A 17,243-nucleotide genomic window follows, 5' to 3' on the forward strand; every position below is an offset into this window, starting at 1 on the left:
CGCAGCAAGGCGCGGCTGAGCAGGCGGCCGGCAAAAGGTGAGATTATCGTGCATCGCACGGCAACGCTTGGCCGGGCGATCTGATTCAGAATGTTCAGCCGTGGAAGTTGTTGACTCAGGAGACAGGAAAGGGGTGCCAAATGCCGGACAGTCATGAACCAAGCGCCAGCCCAAACTGGGAAAAAGGCGATACCAGCCGGATCCCGTTTGCCGTATATACCGACGAAGGGCTGCACAAGAAGGAGCTGGAGCGCTTTTTCTATCAAGGCCACTGGTGCTACGTAGGGCTGGAAGCGGAAATACCCAACCCGGGTGATTTCAAGCGCACGGTGGTAGGGGAGCGCTCGGTCATCCTGAGCAGGGCGGCTGATGGCAGCCTGCATTGCTTCGAGAACGTATGCGCTCACCGCGGCATGCAATTCTGCCGTGCGCGGCACGGCAACCGCCGCGAGTTTGTGTGCCCTTATCACCAGTGGAGCTACACGCTGGAAGGCGATCTGCAGGGCGTGCCGCTTCGCCGCGGTGTGCGGCAGGACGGCCAGGTCAAGGGTGGCATGCCCGCGGATTTCAATCCCAAGGAACATGGCCTCCACAAGTTGAAGGTAGCCAACCGGGGCGGCGTGGTGTTCGCCAGCTTCGATCATGAGGTCGAGCCCCTTGAAGACTATCTGGGCCCGGCCATCCTCACGTACTTCGATCGCCTGTTCAACGGCCGGCCATTGACCATCCTGGGGTACAACCGCCAGCGCATTCCTGGCAACTGGAAGTTGATGCAGGAGAACATCAAGGACCCTTACCATCCGGGGCTGCTGCACACTTGGTTCGTCACCTTTGGCCTCTGGCGAGCCGACAACAAGGCCGCGCTGAAAATGGACGAGCATCACCGCCATGCCGCCATGATCTCCACCCGCGGCAATGCCGGCAAGCAATCCGATGTGTCCCAGGTCTCCAGCTTCAAATCCACCATGGAGCTGGAAGACAAGCGCTTTCTGGACATCGTGCACGAAGAATGGTGGGGCGAGCCGACAGCCGTGATGACCACCATTTTCCCCAGCGTCATCTTCCAGCAGCAGGTCAACAGCGTCTCCACCCGTCACATTCAGCCAGACGGCCATGGCCATTTCGACTTCGTGTGGACGCACTTCGGCTTCGCCGACGACACCCTCGAGATGACCGCTCGCCGCTTGCGCCAAGCCAACTTATTCGGGCCGGCGGGTTTCGTGAGCGCCGACGATGGCGAGGTGATCGAGCTTTCACAAAGCGGCTTCGAGCAGAAGCCGTTCCACCGCGCACTGGCGGAACTGGGCGGACGCGGCGTGGAAGATACCGATCACATGGTGACCGAGACGTTGATCCGCGGCATGTACGACTATTGGCGCAAAGTCATGGAAGACGGCGCGCCCCAAGGAGCCGACGCATGAGTGCCTCGAAGCTTGATTTCGATACCTGGCAGTCGCTGGTCCAGTTGCAGGCGGATTACGCCAGCGCGGTGGACGGCGGCCATTGGGAGTTGTGGCCCGATTTCTTTACCGAAGAGGGCGTTTACAAGCTACAGCCCCGGGAGAACCACGAGCGAGGCTTTCCTCTGTGCACACTCGCCTTCGACGGCCGCGCCGCTATGCGCGATCGAGTCTACGGCATCAAGGAAACGCTGTTCCACGACCCCTACTACCAGCGCCACGTCGTGGGCGCGCCCGTATTGCGCGGCGTGGGCGAGGAGGGTATCCGCTGCGAAAGCAACTATGCGGTGTTCCGCACCAAGCTCGACGGCCTGTCCTTGGTGTTCAATGTGGGCCGCTATATCGATCTTGTCGTGCCTACGCCCGCCGGCATGAGGTTCGCGGAGCGCCTGGCTGTCTATGACAGCGAAATGATTCCGAACTCGATCATCTATCCCATCTGAAAGAAAAACCCATCATGAGCCATTGGATCGAAGTCGCCGTAGAGGGAGATCTCTTCGAGGGGGCTGCTATTGCCGTGGCGCCTCAAGGTCTTGATATTGCCGTCTATAAAACGGAAGGCGGCGAAGTGTTCGCCACTGACAACACCTGCTCGCACGGGCAGGCACGGTTATGTGATGGCTATATGGAAGACTACGAGATCGAGTGCCCTTACCATCAGGGCCGCTTCGATATTCGTACCGGCGAGGCCACGTTGCCGCCGTGCGTGGCGCCTGTCAAAAGCTATCCGGTGAAGCTGGAAGATGGCAAGGTATGGCTTGAGATCTGACTCATACCGAGTTGCGTTCGAAAATAAAAATCCGTTCACGCTGAGCTTGTCGAAGCGCAGCACAAGGCTTCGGCAAGCTCAGCCCGAACGGTTCTTGTTGATTGAATTTAGATACATATCAGGACACCTTCTCAGGCTTCACGCCTGACCAGCCACATCGCGTCCCCGTAGCTGAAAAACCGGTACCGCTCTCGCACCGCATGGGCATATAGCTCCATGATGTGCTCGTATCCCGAGAACGCGCTCACCATCATCATCAAGGTGCTGCGCGGCAGGTGGAAGTTGGTGACCAGCCCCTCCACCACCTGAAAGCGGAATCCCGGCGTGATGAAAATCCCGGTATCGCCGCTGGCCTCGCCGCTTTGGGCCCAGGATTCCAGCGTGCGCACGCTGGTCGTTCCCACTGCCACGACGCGCCCCCCGTGCGCGGCACTCCGCGATCGCCTGCTGAGTGGTTTCCGGCACGTGATAACGCTCGCGGTGCATCACATGTTCGGCGATGTTTTCGGTTTTCACGGGCTGGAATGTGCCCGCTCCCACGTGCAGGGTCACAAACGCGCGCCGCACACCGGCGGCTTCCAGCCTGGCCAGCATGGCTTCATCGAAATGCAGCGCCGCCGTGGGGGCCGCTACCGCCCCTGGCTTGCTGGCAAACACGGTCTGGTAGCGCGCGGCGTCTTCCGAACTATCCGTGTGCGTGATGTAGGGCGGCAGCGGTACGTGGCCGTGGGCCTCCATCAGCGCATAGGGTTCACACGAGAGCCGCAAATGAAATAACGGGCCGTCCGCATCAGGCCAGCGGCCCAACAGTACGGCCTGGGCGCCCCCTGCCAGCCGCAGCGTGCCGCCCACACGCGGCTTCTTGCTGACTTTCATGTGCGCCGCCACTTCGTTGCCGCTCAGCACACGCTCGATCAGCAGCTCCAGTTTTCCGCCCGTGCTTTTTTCACCGAAAAGGCGTGCCTTTACCACCTGCGTGTCGTTGAACACCATCAGATCGCCTTCACGCAACAGGCCGGGCAGATCCGTGAACTGGCGGTCGGCGGGCGACGAACCGCTGCCGTCGAGCAGGCGGGAGCCACTACGGCTCGCGGCAGGGTGTTGGGCGATGAGCTCAGGGGGAAGGGCGAAATCGAAGTCGCTCGTGGAGTAGCTGCGCATGAAGAAAGGCCAATGATTCTGACTGCAATGGCGGTTTATTAAGGAAACGGGGCCGCCAACGCGGCAGAATTGTCCCATGCCTGCTTCGGCTCCTGCCTCCGCCCCCCAAAAACTCAGCGCGCCCCAGAAGGCGCTGCGCAAGCTCGGCCTCACGCGCGATATCGATCTGGCGCTTCACTTGCCCCTGCGCTACGAAGACGAAACACGCCTCATGCGCCTGCGCGATGCGCGCCACGGCGACATGGTGCAGATCGAAGCCGAAGTCGTGCACGCGGAAGTCACATTCCGTCCGCGCCGCCAGTTGCTGGTCACGGTAGAAGACGAGGGCGATCAGTGCGTGCTGCGCTTTTTCAATTTCTACCCCTCCCAGCAGAAGCAGATGGCGGTGGGCACGCGCCTGCGGTTGCGCGGCGAGGTGCGGGGCGGGTTGACCGGCTGGACCATGATGCATCCCACGGTGCGGGCTGCGGGCGGCCAATTGCCCACCGCACTGACGCCTGTGTATTCCACCGTCGCGGCGTTGCCCCAAGCCTATCTGCGCAAGGCGGTGCTCGCGGGCTTGAGCCGGGCCGATCTGTCGGAGACCATCGCCCAGGCCTGTCTCCACCAGGTGGGCCATCTGGCGGGTTGGCCCTTGCGAGAGGCATTGACTTTCCTGCATTTGCCCACGCCCGATGTCTCATTGGCCGAGCTGGAGGACCGCACTCACCCCGCCTGGGGGCGCCTGAAGGCGGAGGAATTGCTGGCCCAGCAGCTTTCGCAGTTGGAGGCCCGGCGGGAGCGGGAGCACCTGCGGGCGCCTGCGCTACAGGCCAAGCTGGGCGGTTTGCATGAGCGATTGCTCGCCGCATTGCCTTTCGGCCTGACGGGTGCCCAGCGGCGCGTGGGCGAGGAGATTGCGCAGGATCTGGCGGGCGAGCAGCCCATGCACCGCTTGCTGCAGGGCGATGTGGGCAGCGGCAAGACCGTGGTCGCGGCCTTGGCCGCTGCCATTGCCATCGATGCCGGTTGGCAATGCGCGTTGATGGCGCCCACTGAAATCCTGGCTGAGCAGCACTTTGCCAAACTGGCCGACTGGCTCACCCCGCTGCTGCAGGAGCGCGGGCAGTGCGTGGCCTGGCTCACCGGCAGCCAGAAGAAGAAGGCACGCGGCGAGATGCTGAGCATCATTGCCAGCGGAGAGGCGGCGCTGATCGTCGGCACGCATGCGGTGATCCAGGAGCAGGTGAATTTTCACAAGCTGGGTCTCGCCGTGATCGACGAGCAGCATCGCTTTGGCGTGCAGCAGCGGCTGGATCTGCGGCGCAAGATGACGAGCGTCCAGGAAACTCCTGGTTCACCGGCGGAAGGCGCGGAAGTGGCGGCCACCGGGGGCGTGGTCAGAGAGCCGCACCTGCTCATGATGAGCGCCACCCCCATTCCGCGCACGCTCGCCATGAGCTATTACGCCGATCTGGATGTTTCCACCCTGGATGAGTTGCCCCCGGGCGGACGCCCGTGGTCACCAAGCTGGTCGCGGCCCATCGGCGGGCCGAGGTGATTGAGCGCATACGCGCCCAGATCGACGAGGGCCGGCAGGTGTACTGGGTCTGTCCGCTGATCGAGGAAAGCGAAGCGCTTGATCTACGCAACGCCACGGAAACCCATGCTGAACTGGCGGCCGAGCTGCCGGGGGCGGCTGTCGGCCTGCTGCACTCACGCATGCCGGTGGCCGACAAGAAAGCCGTGATGGGGCAATTCACCGCCGGGCAGATGCAAGTGCTGGTGTCCACCACCGTGATCGAGGTCGGGGTGGACGTCCCCAATGCCAGCCTGATGGTCGTCGAGCACGCCGAGCGCTTTGGCCTCAGCCAACTGCACCAGCTGCGCGGCCGTGTCGGGCGCGGCGCAGCGGCATCGGCCTGCGTGCTGCTCTATGAAGCACCCGAGGGCGGCCGCCTGAGCGAAACCGCGCGCGCGCGCCTGAGGGCCATGGTCGAGACCAGCGACGGCTTCGAAATCGCCCGGCGCGACCTGGATATCCGTGGGCCAGGCGAATTCATGGGCTCACGCCAATCCGGCGCCGCCTTGCTGCGGTTTGCCGACCTGACGGAAGATGCGGACCTGCTCGCATGGGCCCGGCAGGCGGCCCCCGCCATGCTCCGCCACCACCCAGAGCTTGCCCGCCGGCACATCGAGCGTTGGCTGGGTGGAAAATCCGAGTATCTGAAGGCCTGACCATGACACTGACGGAACTCAAATACATCGTAGCTGTCGCTAGGGAGAAGCACTTCGGCAAGGCGGCCGAGGCTTGCTTTGTTTCGCAACCCACGCTTTCTGTGGCGATCAAGAAACTGGAAGATGAGCTGGAGCTCAAGCTCTTCGAGCGCAGTGCCGGTGAAGTGACCGTGACGCCATTGGGTGAGGAAATCGTGCGCCAGGCGCAAAGCGTGCTGGAGCAGGCCGCCGAGATCAAGGAAATCGCCAAGCGCGGGAAAAGCCCCTTGAGCGGCCCGCTCAAGCTGGGGGTGATCTATACCATCGGTCCGTATCTGCTGCCCGATCTGGTGCGCCAGATCATCAAGCACACGCCGCAGATGCCGCTCATGCTTCAGGAGAACTTCACGGTCCGCCTGCTGGAAATGCTGCGTACGGGCGAGATAGATTGCGCCATCCTGGCTGAGCCCTTTCCTGACACCGGCCTGGCGGTTGCCCCCCTCTACGACGAGCCTTTCATGGCAGCAGTGCCATCGACCCACCCGCTGTCGAAAGAGGTCGCGGTCAGCACCGAACAGTTGAAAAACGAGACCATGCTTCTGCTGGGCAACGGTCACTGCTTTCGCGATCACGTGCTGCAGGTCTGCCCTGAATTCGCACGTTTCTCGAGCGATGCCGAGGGCATCCGCAAGAGTTTCGAGGGCTCGTCGCTGGAAACCATCAAGCACATGGTGGCTGCCGGCATGGGGGTGACCTTGGTGCCGCGCCTCTCGGTGCCCGCTGAAGCGCTGGCCATGCAAAAAGAAGAGAACGCCCACTCCGACGAGTCCTTCGTCCGGTACCTGCCGATTGTTGATCCAGGTCCGGGCGAGCCGCCCACGCGCCGTGTGGTGTTGGCATGGCGGCGCAGTTTTACGCGCTATGAGGCGATCGCGGCGTTGCGCAATGCCGTCTATGCCTGCGAGCTGCCAGGGGTTCAGCGCTTGTCATGAGTGCTTTCCCCGGTTCGTTGATGCCCGCGGCTTTCGCGGCGCAGGGCCTTTCAATCCTTGATCCCTTCGTACCATGGTTGCTCGCGGCAGTGCTGCTCGCGGCCGGCGGTTTGGCATGGCGTGGGCGTCGCGCGCTGGCGGTAGCGGCACCCTGGCGCCTAGCCGCGCGCCTGTCCTGGGCGGCTGCCGGCGGGCTCATGTTGGGCGCTGCTCTGCTGTTCTGGGGCATGGCCTGGGGCGTGATGGCAGGGCAGGAGTCCGCGTTCGGCCAGTGGATCGCAGGCTGGGATGGGGCAGCGCTGCTTTGGGCTAGGAGGGAGCCTTTGCACGGCTTGCGTGCGCTTGCCCTGGCTTTGACTGATATAGGCAGCGCGCGTGTTCTGATGCCCCTGGTGGTGCTGGTGTCACTTTGGCTGCTGTACCGGCGGCAGCGTTTTCTGGCGGCGGCCTGGTTCATCGGGTGCACTGCCAACAGCTTGCTGCTGCGGATGCTGAAGAATGTCTTCGAGCGCACCCGGCCCGTCCATGCCGCGGAAGTCATGGCTTCAGGCTATAGTTTTCCCAGTGGACATGCAGCGGGCATGGCGATGGTGATCGGGCTGCTCGTCTGGCTGCTGCGCGATCAAGTTGCCGGACCTTGGCGAGCGCCGTTGGTTCTTCTAGGAATCCTGTTGATCGCCGCCGTTGCAGCCAGCAGGGTTTTGCTGCAAGCGCACTTCCTGAGCGATGTGCTGGCGGGCTTGTTGCTGGGTGCTTTTTCTTTATTGTTAACCATCGCCGTGATTGAACACGCGCGCACGTGAATGACCGTGACCTCAACTGATCCCGCTCCGCGGAGCCGGCTTTCTCTCTATCTTGACCTCATCCGCTGGGATCGGCCGGCTGGCTGGCTGCTGCTTCTATGGCCATCCCTCAGCGCCTTGTGGATCGCCAAGGGCGGCTTTCCCGGCTGGCACCTGATCATCGTTTTCACGCTCGGAACCATCCTGATGCGCTCGGCCGGTTGCTGCGTCAATGATGTGGCCGATCGTGAGTTCGACCGTCACGTCAAGCGCACGGCCCATCGCCCCGTCACCAGTGGCCTGGTGAGCGTGAAGGAGGCCTTGGCTTTAGGCGCCGTGCTGGCATTGCTTGCCTTTTGCCTGGTGCTGACTACGAATGTACAGACCATCGCCTGGTCCTTCCCGGCCTTGGCGGTCACGCTGATCTATCCCTATGCCAAACGCTATGTGTCGATGCCGCAGGCTGTCCTGGGCGTGGCGTTCAGTTTTGGCATTCCCATGGCTTACTCTGCTGTGCAGGCCCACGTGCCTCTGGAGGCCTGGGTGCTGTTGATTGGCAACCTGTTCTGGGTGCTGTCCTACGACACGGAATACGCCATGGTTGATCGCGATGACGATCTGCGTATCGGCATGAAAACCTCTGCCATCACGCTTGGCCGGTTTGATGTGGCGGGCGTCACCTGTTTTTACCTGGTGTATCTGGCGATCTGGCTCTTGGTCAGTTGGCAGTATGTGCCGGGTGCCATTTTGCTCGTGGCGTTTGCTGCGGCGCTGGCCCAGGTCGTGTGGCATTACACGCTTATCAAGGATCGCACGCGGGAGGGCTGCTTCAAGGCGTTCCGCCTTAACCACTGGCTGGGTTTTACGCTCTTCGCAGGCATCGTGTTGGCCTTCCTCGCCAAGCAGATCTCGTAAGGGTGTGCACGAAGTGCGCACGCGGATGCTTGTCGTAGTCAAGCCCCCTCTTTCTCCCTATCCCTCTGGGGGGTATGGCCATCCGGGAGGGCCGGGGTGAGGGCTTTCACGGCTGGTTGATCTGAACGGCCTGCTGCTTCCTAATGGCCTTCAGCTGTTTGATTGGAGGTCGGAGGCCACCCTCACCGCCCAAACTCGTCCCCCAACTCCACTGCCCGCTGCTGCGCCGCCCGCATAGCCCGAATGAACGCGTCCTTCATGCCGCTGCTTTCCATGGAGGTCAAGGCCGCATAGGTGGTACCGCCTTTGCTGGTCACGCGCTCGCGCAACACGGAAAGCGGCTCACTGGAGGCACCTGCCAGCGCGCTGGCGCCATCGAAGGTTCCCACCGCCAATTGGCGGGCCTGGCTGGCGTTCAAGCCCATTTGCTCGCCAGCCTGCTGCATGGCCTCCAGAAAATAGAACACGTACGCAGGGCCGGAGCCTGAAAGAGCTGTCACCGCATCGAGCTGCTCCTCCTGCGCCACCCAGAGCGCATCGCCCGTCGTGCGGATCACCTGCTCGGCCCGTGCGCGATCGGCTTCCTGCAGTCCGCCACGGGCAAACAGCGCGGTCATGCCGCGGCCGACGAGTGCCGGCGTATTGGGCATGCAGCGCACGATGCGCTCGGTACCGCAGGCAGCGGCAATACTGCTGGAGCGAATACCGGCCATCACGCTCAGATGCACTGCATTGCTGGTAAAGGGCTGTACGGGCGCGGCCGCCTCGGTGAACATCTGCGGTTTCACCGCCCATACCACCAGCGCGGTATCCTGCAGAAACTCTCCCGCAGCCGCCTGCGCCACCACGCCGTGCTGAGCCACAAGCGCCGTGCGCGTCGATTCAAACGGCTCGACCACGCGGATCTGCGATGGCGCCAGGCCCTGGCGAATCAAACCGCCGATGATGGCGCTGGCCATGTTGCCGCCGCCGATGAAGCCAATGGGTTCGTTGAAGGATGCTGTGGAAGTCATGGTGTTCAGGTGTCAGTTGGCCGTGTGGGTCTTGTCCGCTTCGCTCGTGAACGAGTCGGCAAAGAATTCTTCGTCGGGCAGGCCGGCTTGGGCCACATACTCGTGCCGCGCCGAATCCACCACAATGGGCGCGCCGCAGGCATAGACCTGGTGGCCCGAGAGATCGGGGAAATCTTCCATCACCGCCTTGTGCACGAAGCCGGTGCGGCCGCTCCAGCCGTCTTCGGGCAGCGCATCAGATACCACGGGCACATAGTGCAGGTGCGGCATCTCGGCCAGGCGCTCTTTCACCCAGCTGTCCATGTAGAGATCCTGCGGCCTGCGTCCGCCCCAGTAGAGCGTTGCCTTGCGCGTGATGCCCATGAAATGCATATGCTCGATGATCGCCTTGATCGGGGCAAAACCCGTGCCCGAAGCCAGCAGAATCATCGGTTTGGGTGAATCATCCCGCAGGTAAAAGCTGCCGTACGGGCCTTCCACCCGCAGGATTTCCTTTTCCTTCATGGCGCCGAACACATGGTCGGTGAATTTGCCGCCTGGCATGTGGCGCACATGCAGCTCCACGATAGGCGCGCCCGTTCCACCGCCTGCTGGTTGCTGGATCAGCAGGTGCGGCGCATTGGCCATGCTGTAGCTGCGGCGTGCGCCATCGCGGAGAATGAATTCAATGTATTGGCCAGCGTGGTATTGCATCACGTCATTGGCCGGCAATTGCAGCCGGATGCCCATCACGTCGTGCGATTTCTTTTCCAACGCGGCAATCCGGGCGGGCATCTTGCGGATCGGGAAGGCCCCTGCGTGGGTGACTTGCCGTGATTCCAGCACCACGTCACTCTGCGGAACGCCGCAGCAGGTCAGCACATAGCCCTGCGCTTCTTCCTCCGCGCTCAGGGCCTTTTCCTGGTGCGGGCCGTGCGCGACGGTGCCGGAGAGCTTCTTGCACTTGCAGGAGCCGCAGGCGCCGTCCTTGCAGCCGTAGGGCAGGCCAATACCCTGGCGGATGCCGGCCGCCAGCATGGCTTCACCCGGCGCTGCTTCAAAAGTGCGGCCGCTGGGCTCGACAGTGATCTGGTAAGTCATGTGGTAAATATCCTAGTAAGCTCTAATGGCCCTCTATTGGGAATGGAAACTCCCTCTCCCTCTGGGGGGTACGGCCATCCGGGAGGGAAGGGGTGAGGGCGCAGCGGCGCATCGCGAATTACGAAACTTCCGTCAACTACCTGATTTTGCCCTCAAACCAAAACCCCCTAGGCGCACTCCCGGCACGCTTCCGGCGCCAGAGAGTCCTGATCGTCGGCTGCGGCGATGTCGGCCTGCGCGCCGCAAAGCTGCTGCTCCATCCCCGCCTGCAGGTGCTGGCGCTTACTTCCGATCCGGAGCGGGCGCCTGAGTTGCGCGCCGCCGGCATCAAGCCGCTCCTGGGTAATCTGGATTTTCCGTCCACGCTGACGCGGCTGGCCGGGCTGTCACCGCGCGTGATCCATCTTGCGCCACCGCCCTCGGAAGGCCAGACTGACCGGCGCACGCAGGCACTTGTGCGCGCTCTCCGCCGGCGAGAGCTCCCAGCTGCTCTGGTCTACGGTTCCACCAGCGGCGTATATGGCCATTGCGGTGGCGAATGGGTGAATGAGACTCGCGCAGTGAATCCGCAGACGCCGCGTGCTCGGCGCCGGGTCGATGCGGAAGCAGAAGTCCGCTTTCTGGGCCGCGCCGGGGTGCGCACCAGCATTTTGCGTATTCCTGGCATCTATGCCCCTGACCGCGAAGGGGGTACCCCGCGCGAGCGCCTGCGCAAGGGCACGCCTGTGCTCCTGGCGGAGGAAGACGTCTTCACCAACCACATCCATGCCAATGACCTGGCGCGCGCCTGCGTACTGGCCCTGTGGCGCGGTCGGCCCCTGCGCGCGATCAACGTCAGCGACGACACTGACCTCAGGATTGGCGACTACATGGATTTCGCCGCCGATCTCTATGGCGTGCCGCGCCCGCCACGCATCACCCTGGCCCAGGCTACCCAGACGCTCTCGCCCATGCAACTCTCATTCATGCGCGAGTCGCGCCGGTTGGACAACCAGCGCATGAAGCGCGAACTGCGTATGCGGCTGGCCTATCCTACGGTGAGGCAAGGATTGATTCGGTAGTCCTCAGGTTTTGCCAGACACGCCATGAGCAGACTCTCGTGAGAGCGTTTGGAAGTCCGAACGCGCCTCACTGAGGAGCGCCCGGTCGCCGAAGCCGATGAGCTTTCCCTGGAAGGCACGCCGCCTTCCGTAGACAATCCACACGTCGTCAGGCGAACCGATGACCTCCTCCACATACAAGGACTCAGGATACTGGTCGGCATAGGAGCGGTAGACCAGGCCCGAATCAATTTTTCCCGCCAGCAAGGCGTCATTGATCAGCGGCAGCGAACCGAAGGGAACGATCTTTGCCCACTTCGATAGATCGGTATATTTCTCGTTCGCCGGTAGCAACACGCCTATCGACTCGGGGTGTTCAACGCCGCGCCGAGACAGCACGGCTAGTTCCTGGCTGTCGGAAATGAAGCAATCGATGGCGAAAACCGAGCGAAAATTTTCCCCAAGCGTTTGCGGAGTTTCGGGGTGCACCGCGCACTGCATGACATGATCCACTTCGCCAGCGAGAAGCAGGGCAATGGCGTCCTTGAACGTCAGAATGAGCTTGATCTCATAGTTCTCTATGCCTTGCGATGCAAGGTACCGCTTGGTGATCAGCTCGTGATTGGTGCCACTGGGGCCCAGCGTGGCGAACCTCACGGTGGAGGGGCGGGCCACGGTTCTTTGCGCGTTCGATTCAGGCATGCGATGTGTCCTTATTGGGCCGCTGGCTTGGCCGCCAATGTTTTCCTGAACTGGGCGAGCTGCGAGGTGGTCAGCGCGTTGGCATCGTCACCAAGGATCCGCTTGGCCGGCGCGACCATCAACTTCAATAGCGCTTGCTGAAACTGGGGGGTGGCAAGAACTTCGTTGGCGCTCCTCGTGATCACTTCGGCGGCTTGCTGCGGCATGGCCTTGGGTCCGTAAAGCGGGTAGCCGATCTTGGTGTCGATCTCCTTCAATGCCGGTGTCTCGGCCAGGCTCGGTATTCCTGGCATGACCGGCGAGCGATTGGCTTCCGAGATGGCCAACGGAACGAGCTTGCCTTCCTGGATCAAGCCGCTGACCACAGGCGGAGACATCAGCGCGACGTCCACATTGCTGGCGAGAATGTCCGTGACGATCTGTCCGGAGCCTTTGTAGGAAACATCTATGAGCCGGATGCCTGCGGCCTGCTGGATCATGAGGCTGGTGATCTGCAGCGCGGTGCCCGGGCCAACCGCCGCGATCGAGACTACGCCAGGCTTGTTCTTGGCCAGAGCGATGAGTTCATCCACCGTCTTGACACCAAGCCCCGGACGCGCGACCAGGACCATGGGTTGGGTTCCGAAGTTTCCGATGGCCTTGAGTTCGGTGGCCTTCACGGGAGCGTCGGGGTTGGACAAGGCCTGCATCTCATATTCCATGCCGCTGGCGACCACGAGGGTATGGCCATCGGGGCGCGCGTTGTTGAGTTTCTGCAGGCCGATGGTTCCACCCGCGCCGGGCGCGTTTTCCACAAGGACGCTCTGGCCCAGCTTGGGCCCCAGCATCGACGCGAGCGTGCGTGCGAAAAGATCCGTGCCGCCACCTGGGCCGTAGGGCACGATGATCGTGAGAGGCCTCGAAGGAAATGAATCGGCAAAGCAGGCCTGGATCATGCCGGCCGCAATGGCGAAAGCGAGAAGTATCTTGCGCATGGGGTTTCCTGTTTGAACGCGTGAAAGGTCTCAGCCTTGCGTCGCCAGCGGTGGCCGCCTGTCGAACCAAGGCTTGGATTCTTCGAGCTGAGCCGCCAGAGAGAACAGCATCTGCTCCTGGCCGAACGCCCCCACGAAATGGGAGCCGATGGGCAGGTCTTCCGCGGACCATGCAAGCGGCACCGTCATAGCAGGCACGCCGGCCGCGTTGGCCAGTGAGAGGAAAGAGATGTGGCCTGCGTGATGCGTGAACATCTCGTCGAAGGTCATCGAGGGCGAGGCCAGTGTTCCGAGCATGGCGGGAGGGTGCTGCAATGTGGGCGTCAGCAGCGCGTCGAAAGCAAGCATGTGTTCAGCGTGCTTGCGGCCAAGAGCATGGGCCAGGGCGACGATCTTGCTGTAGTCAAGGGCTGATCGCTTGGAGGCATATTCCATGGCTTCCCACGTCATTGGTTCCAGCTCGTCGTGGAGGGGCTGGCGCCCCAGGATCGCTGACCTGGCTTCGACCGCCCCTAGAGCCGATATGCCGATGAGAAGCTTGAAAATACCAGCCTGCTGTTCATAGTCGATATTGGGTAGCGTCGTCGCTTCCACATGATGTCCCAGCGATTCACAGAGCCTGGCAGTTTCACGGATAGCCGCCAGAACCTGTTCATCGACAGGCGTGCCGTTGGGGGCGGCCTCGACCAGCCCGATACGCAGCCGGCCCGGTTCGCGCCGGGTGGCCTCCAGGAAGCCGTTTTCACGAGATGGCGCGGCATAAGGCGCGCCCAGGTCGGCGCCGCCGAGAGCATCTAGCATCGCGGCACTGTCTCGCACCGTTCGCGAGACCGCGTGATAGCTTGCCAGCCCCGCCAATCCCTCGCCCTTTTTCGGGCCGGCAGGCACACGCCCGCGTGAGGGCTTCAGGCCGAACAGCCCGCATGCGGATGCGGGAATCCGGATGGAACCGGCGCCGTCGGAGGCGGCGGCCATCGGCACGATGCCGGCTGCGACGGCGGCTGAGGAGCCACCGCTTGAGCCGCCGGCACTGTGCTCCAAATTCCAGGGGTTTCGCGTGGGACTGCCGTAGAGGCGTGCCTCCGTGGTGATGTTCATTCCGAACTCAGGTGAGGCGGTCATGCCCGCGAAGACGAATCCTGCCTCCCGCATGCGTGAAGTGAGTTCGGAGTCGGCGATTTGCCGGGCGCCCTCGAAAAAACGACATCCATTGGTGGATACAAAACCCGTGACAGGCATTCCGCTGTCCTTCACCAGGAGAGGCACACCCTTGAATGGGCCATCCGGCAACCCATCGCCAATGAGCTTGCGTGAAAGCTCGCGGTTCTCCCACACGACAGCATTCAGCTTGGGGTTGCGTTCGTCCACGCGCTTGAGGGCTTCATCGAGGAGTTCACCGGGCGACACCTCGCCGCGCCGCACCAAATCGGCCAATGCCAGCGCGTCATACTTTTCATAGTCCACCATCTGCAGTCCTTTCCTGATTTTGGGGGAGTTTTGAGAGATGGCGTCAAGGCGTCAAGGCTTGCATCGCATGCATAGGAGCCATGCCTTCATCAAGTGTTCTGCTGAAGGAGCGCGCATGTGGTGTTTCATCACATGCAACCATTGCTCAGACTGCTTTTTTGAAGAAACTCGCTTCATTTCAGGAATGAGGAGATTCGCCTTGGCTCGCCGTCAGACTCCTTCACCTCTACCAACCGCCAGCAAGGGGCGCGTGCCAGTCAGGCTCGTAAAGCCAAGATCATCCGCGGCCTCCGACATGCCAAAGCGCAGCCAGATCGCCGTTCAGCTCGGCAAGCAAATCCATTCGCTGCGCCTGGCCAGCGGTGTCTCCGCGGCGGCCTTGGCCAAGGGGCGGGGCTATCTCGTTCCATGCTGTCACGGATCGAGCATGGTCTCGCATCGCCTTCCATGGAAGCGCTGGAGCGGATTTCAGGGGCGCTCGATGTCCCTATGTCACGATTTTTCGTTGATCAGATCCGGCGTACAGACTGCTCGTTCGTGCCCGCGGGGACCGGCTTGCGCGTGGAGCGCGAGGGGGTGATTCGCGGTTATGGCTACGAGCTGATCGGGCACTTGCTCTCGGGGAATCTTTTTGTCGAGCCGTATAAGGTCGATTTGGACGCGGATGCCGAGCCCTACACCACGTTCCAGCATCCCGGGACGAAGTTTCTCTACTTTCTCCGCGGCAAGCTCCGATATCGCTACGGAAGCCGCCTGATGACGATCGGCCCGGGCGATTCGCTGCTCTTCGATGCCACTGCGCTTCATGGAGCCGAGACGATCCTGGAGCATCCAGTCAGCTATCTCTCCATTGTGTTCACTTTGCGTGAATGAGGGGAGTGGTCTTTTCTGGTGAACACTATGGAATAAAACCGCTCTCCGAACTGTTTACCGCAGGTCAACTTCAAGGAGAGACCTCATGATTCGCATTGCTTCCCTCTCGATCCTGGCCCCTGTACTGCTGGCGGCCTGTTCCACGGCTTCCGTCTCCCAGACAGCGGCGCCAGCCAAAGCCATGAACGGCGTACTGGTCGGCCCCAACCAGATGACACTCTATGTGTTCGACAAGGATGCCGCTGGTTCGGGCAAGAGCGTCTGCAATGGCGGCTGCGCCACCAACTGGCCGCCACTGGCGGCCCCCGCCGGGGCGGCTTCGATGGGCGACTGGGCCGTGGTGACCCGCGATGACGGCGGCAAGCAATGGGCCTACAAGGGGCGCCCGCTCTACTATTGGGTCAAGGATACGAAGCCCGGAGACAAGACGGGCGACGGTTTTCTCAACAATACCTGGCATGCGGCCAAGCCCTGAGATCGAGTGAACATCGATTCCGCGATCACCCACATTCCGCGCCTGCGCCGCTATGCCCAGGTGCTGGTGGGCGATGCTGCCCGCGCAGACGATCTGGTGCAAGACACGTTGGAACGGGCGTGCCAGAAGTGGGCGCTCTGGCGTCCCCCGTCGCCGGCGTCCGCGGATGAGATCCGGAAAGCGCTGCTCAGTTGGCTGCTGACCTTGATGCACAACCTCTATGCCAACCAATGGCAGCAGGCCACGCGGCAACGCACAGTGGAACTGGACGAAATCAATGATTCCGGCCACGACCCCACGGGGCAGATGACGCTGCGGCTGGACCTGGAGCGTGCGCTGGCCCGTTTGGCGCCACAAGCGCGAGAGGTGCTGTTATTGGTGGGCATGGAACAGTTCAGCTACGCGGAGACAGCGGAAATGCTGGGTATTCCTGTCGGTACGGTCATGTCACGCCTGTCGCGGGCGCGTGAGCAATTGCGGCAACTGATGGAAGGCGAGGGTGAACGGCCCGTTCTTCCCGCATTGAGGGCAGTCAAGTGAAGGAGTCAGATTGATGCAAACGCGCCGCCCTGATGAAGCGGAGCTCCACGCCTGGGTGGATGGCGAACTTTCGCCCGAAAGCGCCGCCGTGGTGGCGCAGTGGCTGGCTGAGAATCCGGGCGAAGCGGCCCGCATGGCCGCGCTGCAAGCCCAGAATGCCGGTTTGCGGGCGCTCCGAGGTCAGGTCCTGCAGGAGCCCGTACCGCCTCACCTGCGCCATGCGTTGCGCCCCCTCCGGTGCAATGGCGCTGGCCGCATGCGCTGGCGGCGGGCATCATGCTGAGCGTGGGCCTTGGCGCCGGTTATGGGCTGGCCTCGAACCGCCCCGCCATGCGGCAAGCCAATGCCACCGCGCAGCTTCCGGTTTTCGTGCGGGAAGCGGTGGCGGCCCATGTCGTCTATACACCCGAGCAACGCCACCCGGTCGAGGTGGCGGCGCAGCAGCAGGCCCACTTGGTGCAGTGGCTGTCCAAGCGCCTGGGGGTGCCACTGAAAGTGCCCGTGCTTGATGCCGAGGGATTTCATCTGGTGGGCGGCCGTCTGCTGCCCGGGGAAACGGGGCAGGCCCGCGCGCAGTTCATGTACGAGAACACCGCGGGCCAGCGTGCGACACTGTATGTTTCCGTTCTACCGCAATCCAAGGCGGCAGCGCTCCCCGTAGCGTTCCGGTGGACGGAAGACGGGGGCACTCAGGGCTTCTACTGGATCGATGGCCGCCAGGGCTATGCCCTCAGCGCCACCTTGCCCCGGGCGCAACTGCAGGTTCTGGCCGAGGCGGTCTACAGGCAGTTGGACTGAAAACGC

Annotated in this window: 16 protein-coding genes and 3 pseudogenes; 13 read left to right on the forward strand and 6 right to left on the reverse strand. The window is 62.6% G+C overall.

Annotated features, from left to right (window positions below; genetic code table 11):
• The first annotated feature begins 140 nt into the window (after positions 1 to 140).
• From WJU18_RS08360 to WJU18_RS08370, 3 genes are read left to right on the forward strand one after another with little or no spacing between them, the layout of a single operon-like run.
• Positions 141 to 1,421, forward strand: coding sequence for an aromatic ring-hydroxylating dioxygenase subunit alpha (locus tag WJU18_RS08360; protein WP_423459635.1), 1,281 nt, complete (start codon positions 141 to 143; stop codon positions 1,419 to 1,421).
• Positions 1,418 to 1,903, forward strand: a complete 486-nt coding sequence (locus WJU18_RS08365; protein WP_423459636.1) for an aromatic-ring-hydroxylating dioxygenase subunit beta — start codon at positions 1,418 to 1,420, stop codon at positions 1,901 to 1,903. Before WJU18_RS08360 ends, WJU18_RS08365 begins: the two co-directional genes overlap by 4 nt.
• A gap of 14 nt (positions 1,904 to 1,917) precedes the next feature.
• The gene (locus WJU18_RS08370) at positions 1,918 to 2,229 is read left to right on the forward strand and encodes a non-heme iron oxygenase ferredoxin subunit (RefSeq protein WP_423459637.1); all 312 of its coding nucleotides are present in this window, start codon (positions 1,918 to 1,920) and stop codon (positions 2,227 to 2,229) included.
• A gap of 131 nt (positions 2,230 to 2,360) precedes the next feature.
• On the opposite strand, the pseudogene queA reads toward WJU18_RS08370, so the two are convergent.
• A pseudogene (queA, locus tag WJU18_RS08375) lies at positions 2,361 to 3,390 on the reverse strand (tRNA preQ1(34) S-adenosylmethionine ribosyltransferase-isomerase QueA).
• A 76-nt stretch (positions 3,391 to 3,466) separates the two neighbouring features.
• On the opposite strand from queA, the pseudogene recG reads away from it, so the two are divergent.
• The 4 genes and pseudogenes from recG (at position 3,467) to ubiA (ending at position 8,275) form a co-directional block, all read left to right on the forward strand.
• Positions 3,467 to 5,607 (forward strand): annotated as a pseudogene (gene recG / locus WJU18_RS08380) (ATP-dependent DNA helicase RecG).
• Between the two features lie 2 nt (positions 5,608 to 5,609).
• Positions 5,610 to 6,578 carry a LysR substrate-binding domain-containing protein gene (locus WJU18_RS08385; RefSeq protein ID WP_423459638.1) on the forward strand — a complete coding sequence of 323 codons (969 nt, stop codon included), beginning with the start codon at positions 5,610 to 5,612 and terminating at the stop codon, positions 6,576 to 6,578.
• Positions 6,575 to 7,381, forward strand: a complete 807-nt coding sequence (locus tag WJU18_RS08390) for a phosphatase PAP2 family protein (RefSeq protein ID WP_423459639.1) — start codon at positions 6,575 to 6,577, stop codon at positions 7,379 to 7,381. The genes WJU18_RS08385 and WJU18_RS08390 overlap by 4 nt, the downstream gene beginning before the upstream one ends.
• Complete coding sequence (gene ubiA / locus WJU18_RS08395) at positions 7,382 to 8,275, forward strand: 4-hydroxybenzoate octaprenyltransferase (RefSeq protein WP_423459640.1); 894 nt, start codon at positions 7,382 to 7,384, stop codon at positions 8,273 to 8,275.
• Between the two features lie 182 nt (positions 8,276 to 8,457).
• Here ubiA and proC read toward each other — a convergent pair whose 3' ends face one another.
• Both proC and WJU18_RS08405 read right to left on the reverse strand, forming a co-directional pair.
• Entirely contained in the window at positions 8,458 to 9,288 is an 831-nt protein-coding gene (proC, locus tag WJU18_RS08400) for a pyrroline-5-carboxylate reductase (protein WP_423459641.1), read from the reverse strand.
• 12 nt (positions 9,289 to 9,300) lie between these two features.
• Positions 9,301 to 10,368, reverse strand: coding sequence for a CDP-6-deoxy-delta-3,4-glucoseen reductase (locus tag WJU18_RS08405; RefSeq protein ID WP_423459642.1), 1,068 nt, complete (start codon positions 10,366 to 10,368; stop codon positions 9,301 to 9,303).
• A gap of 146 nt (positions 10,369 to 10,514) precedes the next feature.
• Between WJU18_RS08405 and WJU18_RS08410 the strand changes: the two genes are divergently transcribed.
• Positions 10,515 to 11,429, forward strand: coding sequence for an SDR family oxidoreductase (locus WJU18_RS08410; protein ID WP_423460963.1), 915 nt, complete (start codon positions 10,515 to 10,517; stop codon positions 11,427 to 11,429).
• 3 nt (positions 11,430 to 11,432) lie between these two features.
• Here the strand turns inward: WJU18_RS08410 and WJU18_RS08415 are convergent, their stop codons facing one another.
• Genes WJU18_RS08415 through WJU18_RS08425 form a run of 3 tightly spaced genes read right to left on the reverse strand, consistent with a single transcriptional unit; the run spans position 11,433 to position 14,551 of the window.
• Positions 11,433 to 12,110, reverse strand: coding sequence for a hypothetical protein (locus WJU18_RS08415; protein ID WP_423459643.1), 678 nt, complete (start codon positions 12,108 to 12,110; stop codon positions 11,433 to 11,435).
• Positions 12,111 to 12,121: 11 nt separating this feature from the next.
• Complete coding sequence (locus WJU18_RS08420) at positions 12,122 to 13,084, reverse strand: Bug family tripartite tricarboxylate transporter substrate binding protein (protein ID WP_423459644.1); 963 nt, start codon at positions 13,082 to 13,084, stop codon at positions 12,122 to 12,124.
• Positions 13,085 to 13,114: 30 nt separating this feature from the next.
• Positions 13,115 to 14,551 carry an amidase gene (locus tag WJU18_RS08425; RefSeq protein ID WP_423459645.1) on the reverse strand — a complete coding sequence of 479 codons (1,437 nt, stop codon included), beginning with the start codon at positions 14,549 to 14,551 and terminating at the stop codon, positions 13,115 to 13,117.
• A gap of 295 nt (positions 14,552 to 14,846) precedes the next feature.
• On the opposite strand from WJU18_RS08425, the pseudogene WJU18_RS08430 reads away from it, so the two are divergent.
• The 5 genes and pseudogenes from WJU18_RS08430 to WJU18_RS08450 all read left to right on the forward strand — a co-directional run bounded on the left by WJU18_RS08430 (position 14,847) and on the right by WJU18_RS08450 (position 17,237).
• A pseudogene (locus WJU18_RS08430) lies at positions 14,847 to 15,424 on the forward strand (helix-turn-helix domain-containing protein).
• Between the two features lie 85 nt (positions 15,425 to 15,509).
• Complete coding sequence (locus WJU18_RS08435) at positions 15,510 to 15,899, forward strand: hypothetical protein (RefSeq protein ID WP_423459646.1); 390 nt, start codon at positions 15,510 to 15,512, stop codon at positions 15,897 to 15,899.
• Between the two features lie 6 nt (positions 15,900 to 15,905).
• Positions 15,906 to 16,439, forward strand: a complete 534-nt coding sequence (locus WJU18_RS08440) for an RNA polymerase sigma factor (RefSeq protein ID WP_423459647.1) — start codon at positions 15,906 to 15,908, stop codon at positions 16,437 to 16,439.
• Between the two features lie 13 nt (positions 16,440 to 16,452).
• Positions 16,453 to 16,722 (forward strand): anti-sigma factor family protein, encoded by a 270-nt coding sequence (locus tag WJU18_RS08445; protein WP_423459648.1) that lies wholly within the window; start codon positions 16,453 to 16,455, stop codon positions 16,720 to 16,722.
• Positions 16,677 to 17,237, forward strand: a complete 561-nt coding sequence (locus WJU18_RS08450) for an anti-sigma factor family protein (RefSeq protein WP_423459649.1) — start codon at positions 16,677 to 16,679, stop codon at positions 17,235 to 17,237. Before WJU18_RS08445 ends, WJU18_RS08450 begins: the two co-directional genes overlap by 46 nt.
• The last annotated feature ends 6 nt before the right edge of the window (positions 17,238 to 17,243 follow it).

It is taken from the genome of Ottowia sp. VDI28 (genome assembly GCF_049532675.1).
Taxonomy (GTDB): Bacteria; Pseudomonadota; Gammaproteobacteria; order Burkholderiales; family Burkholderiaceae_C; genus Ottowia.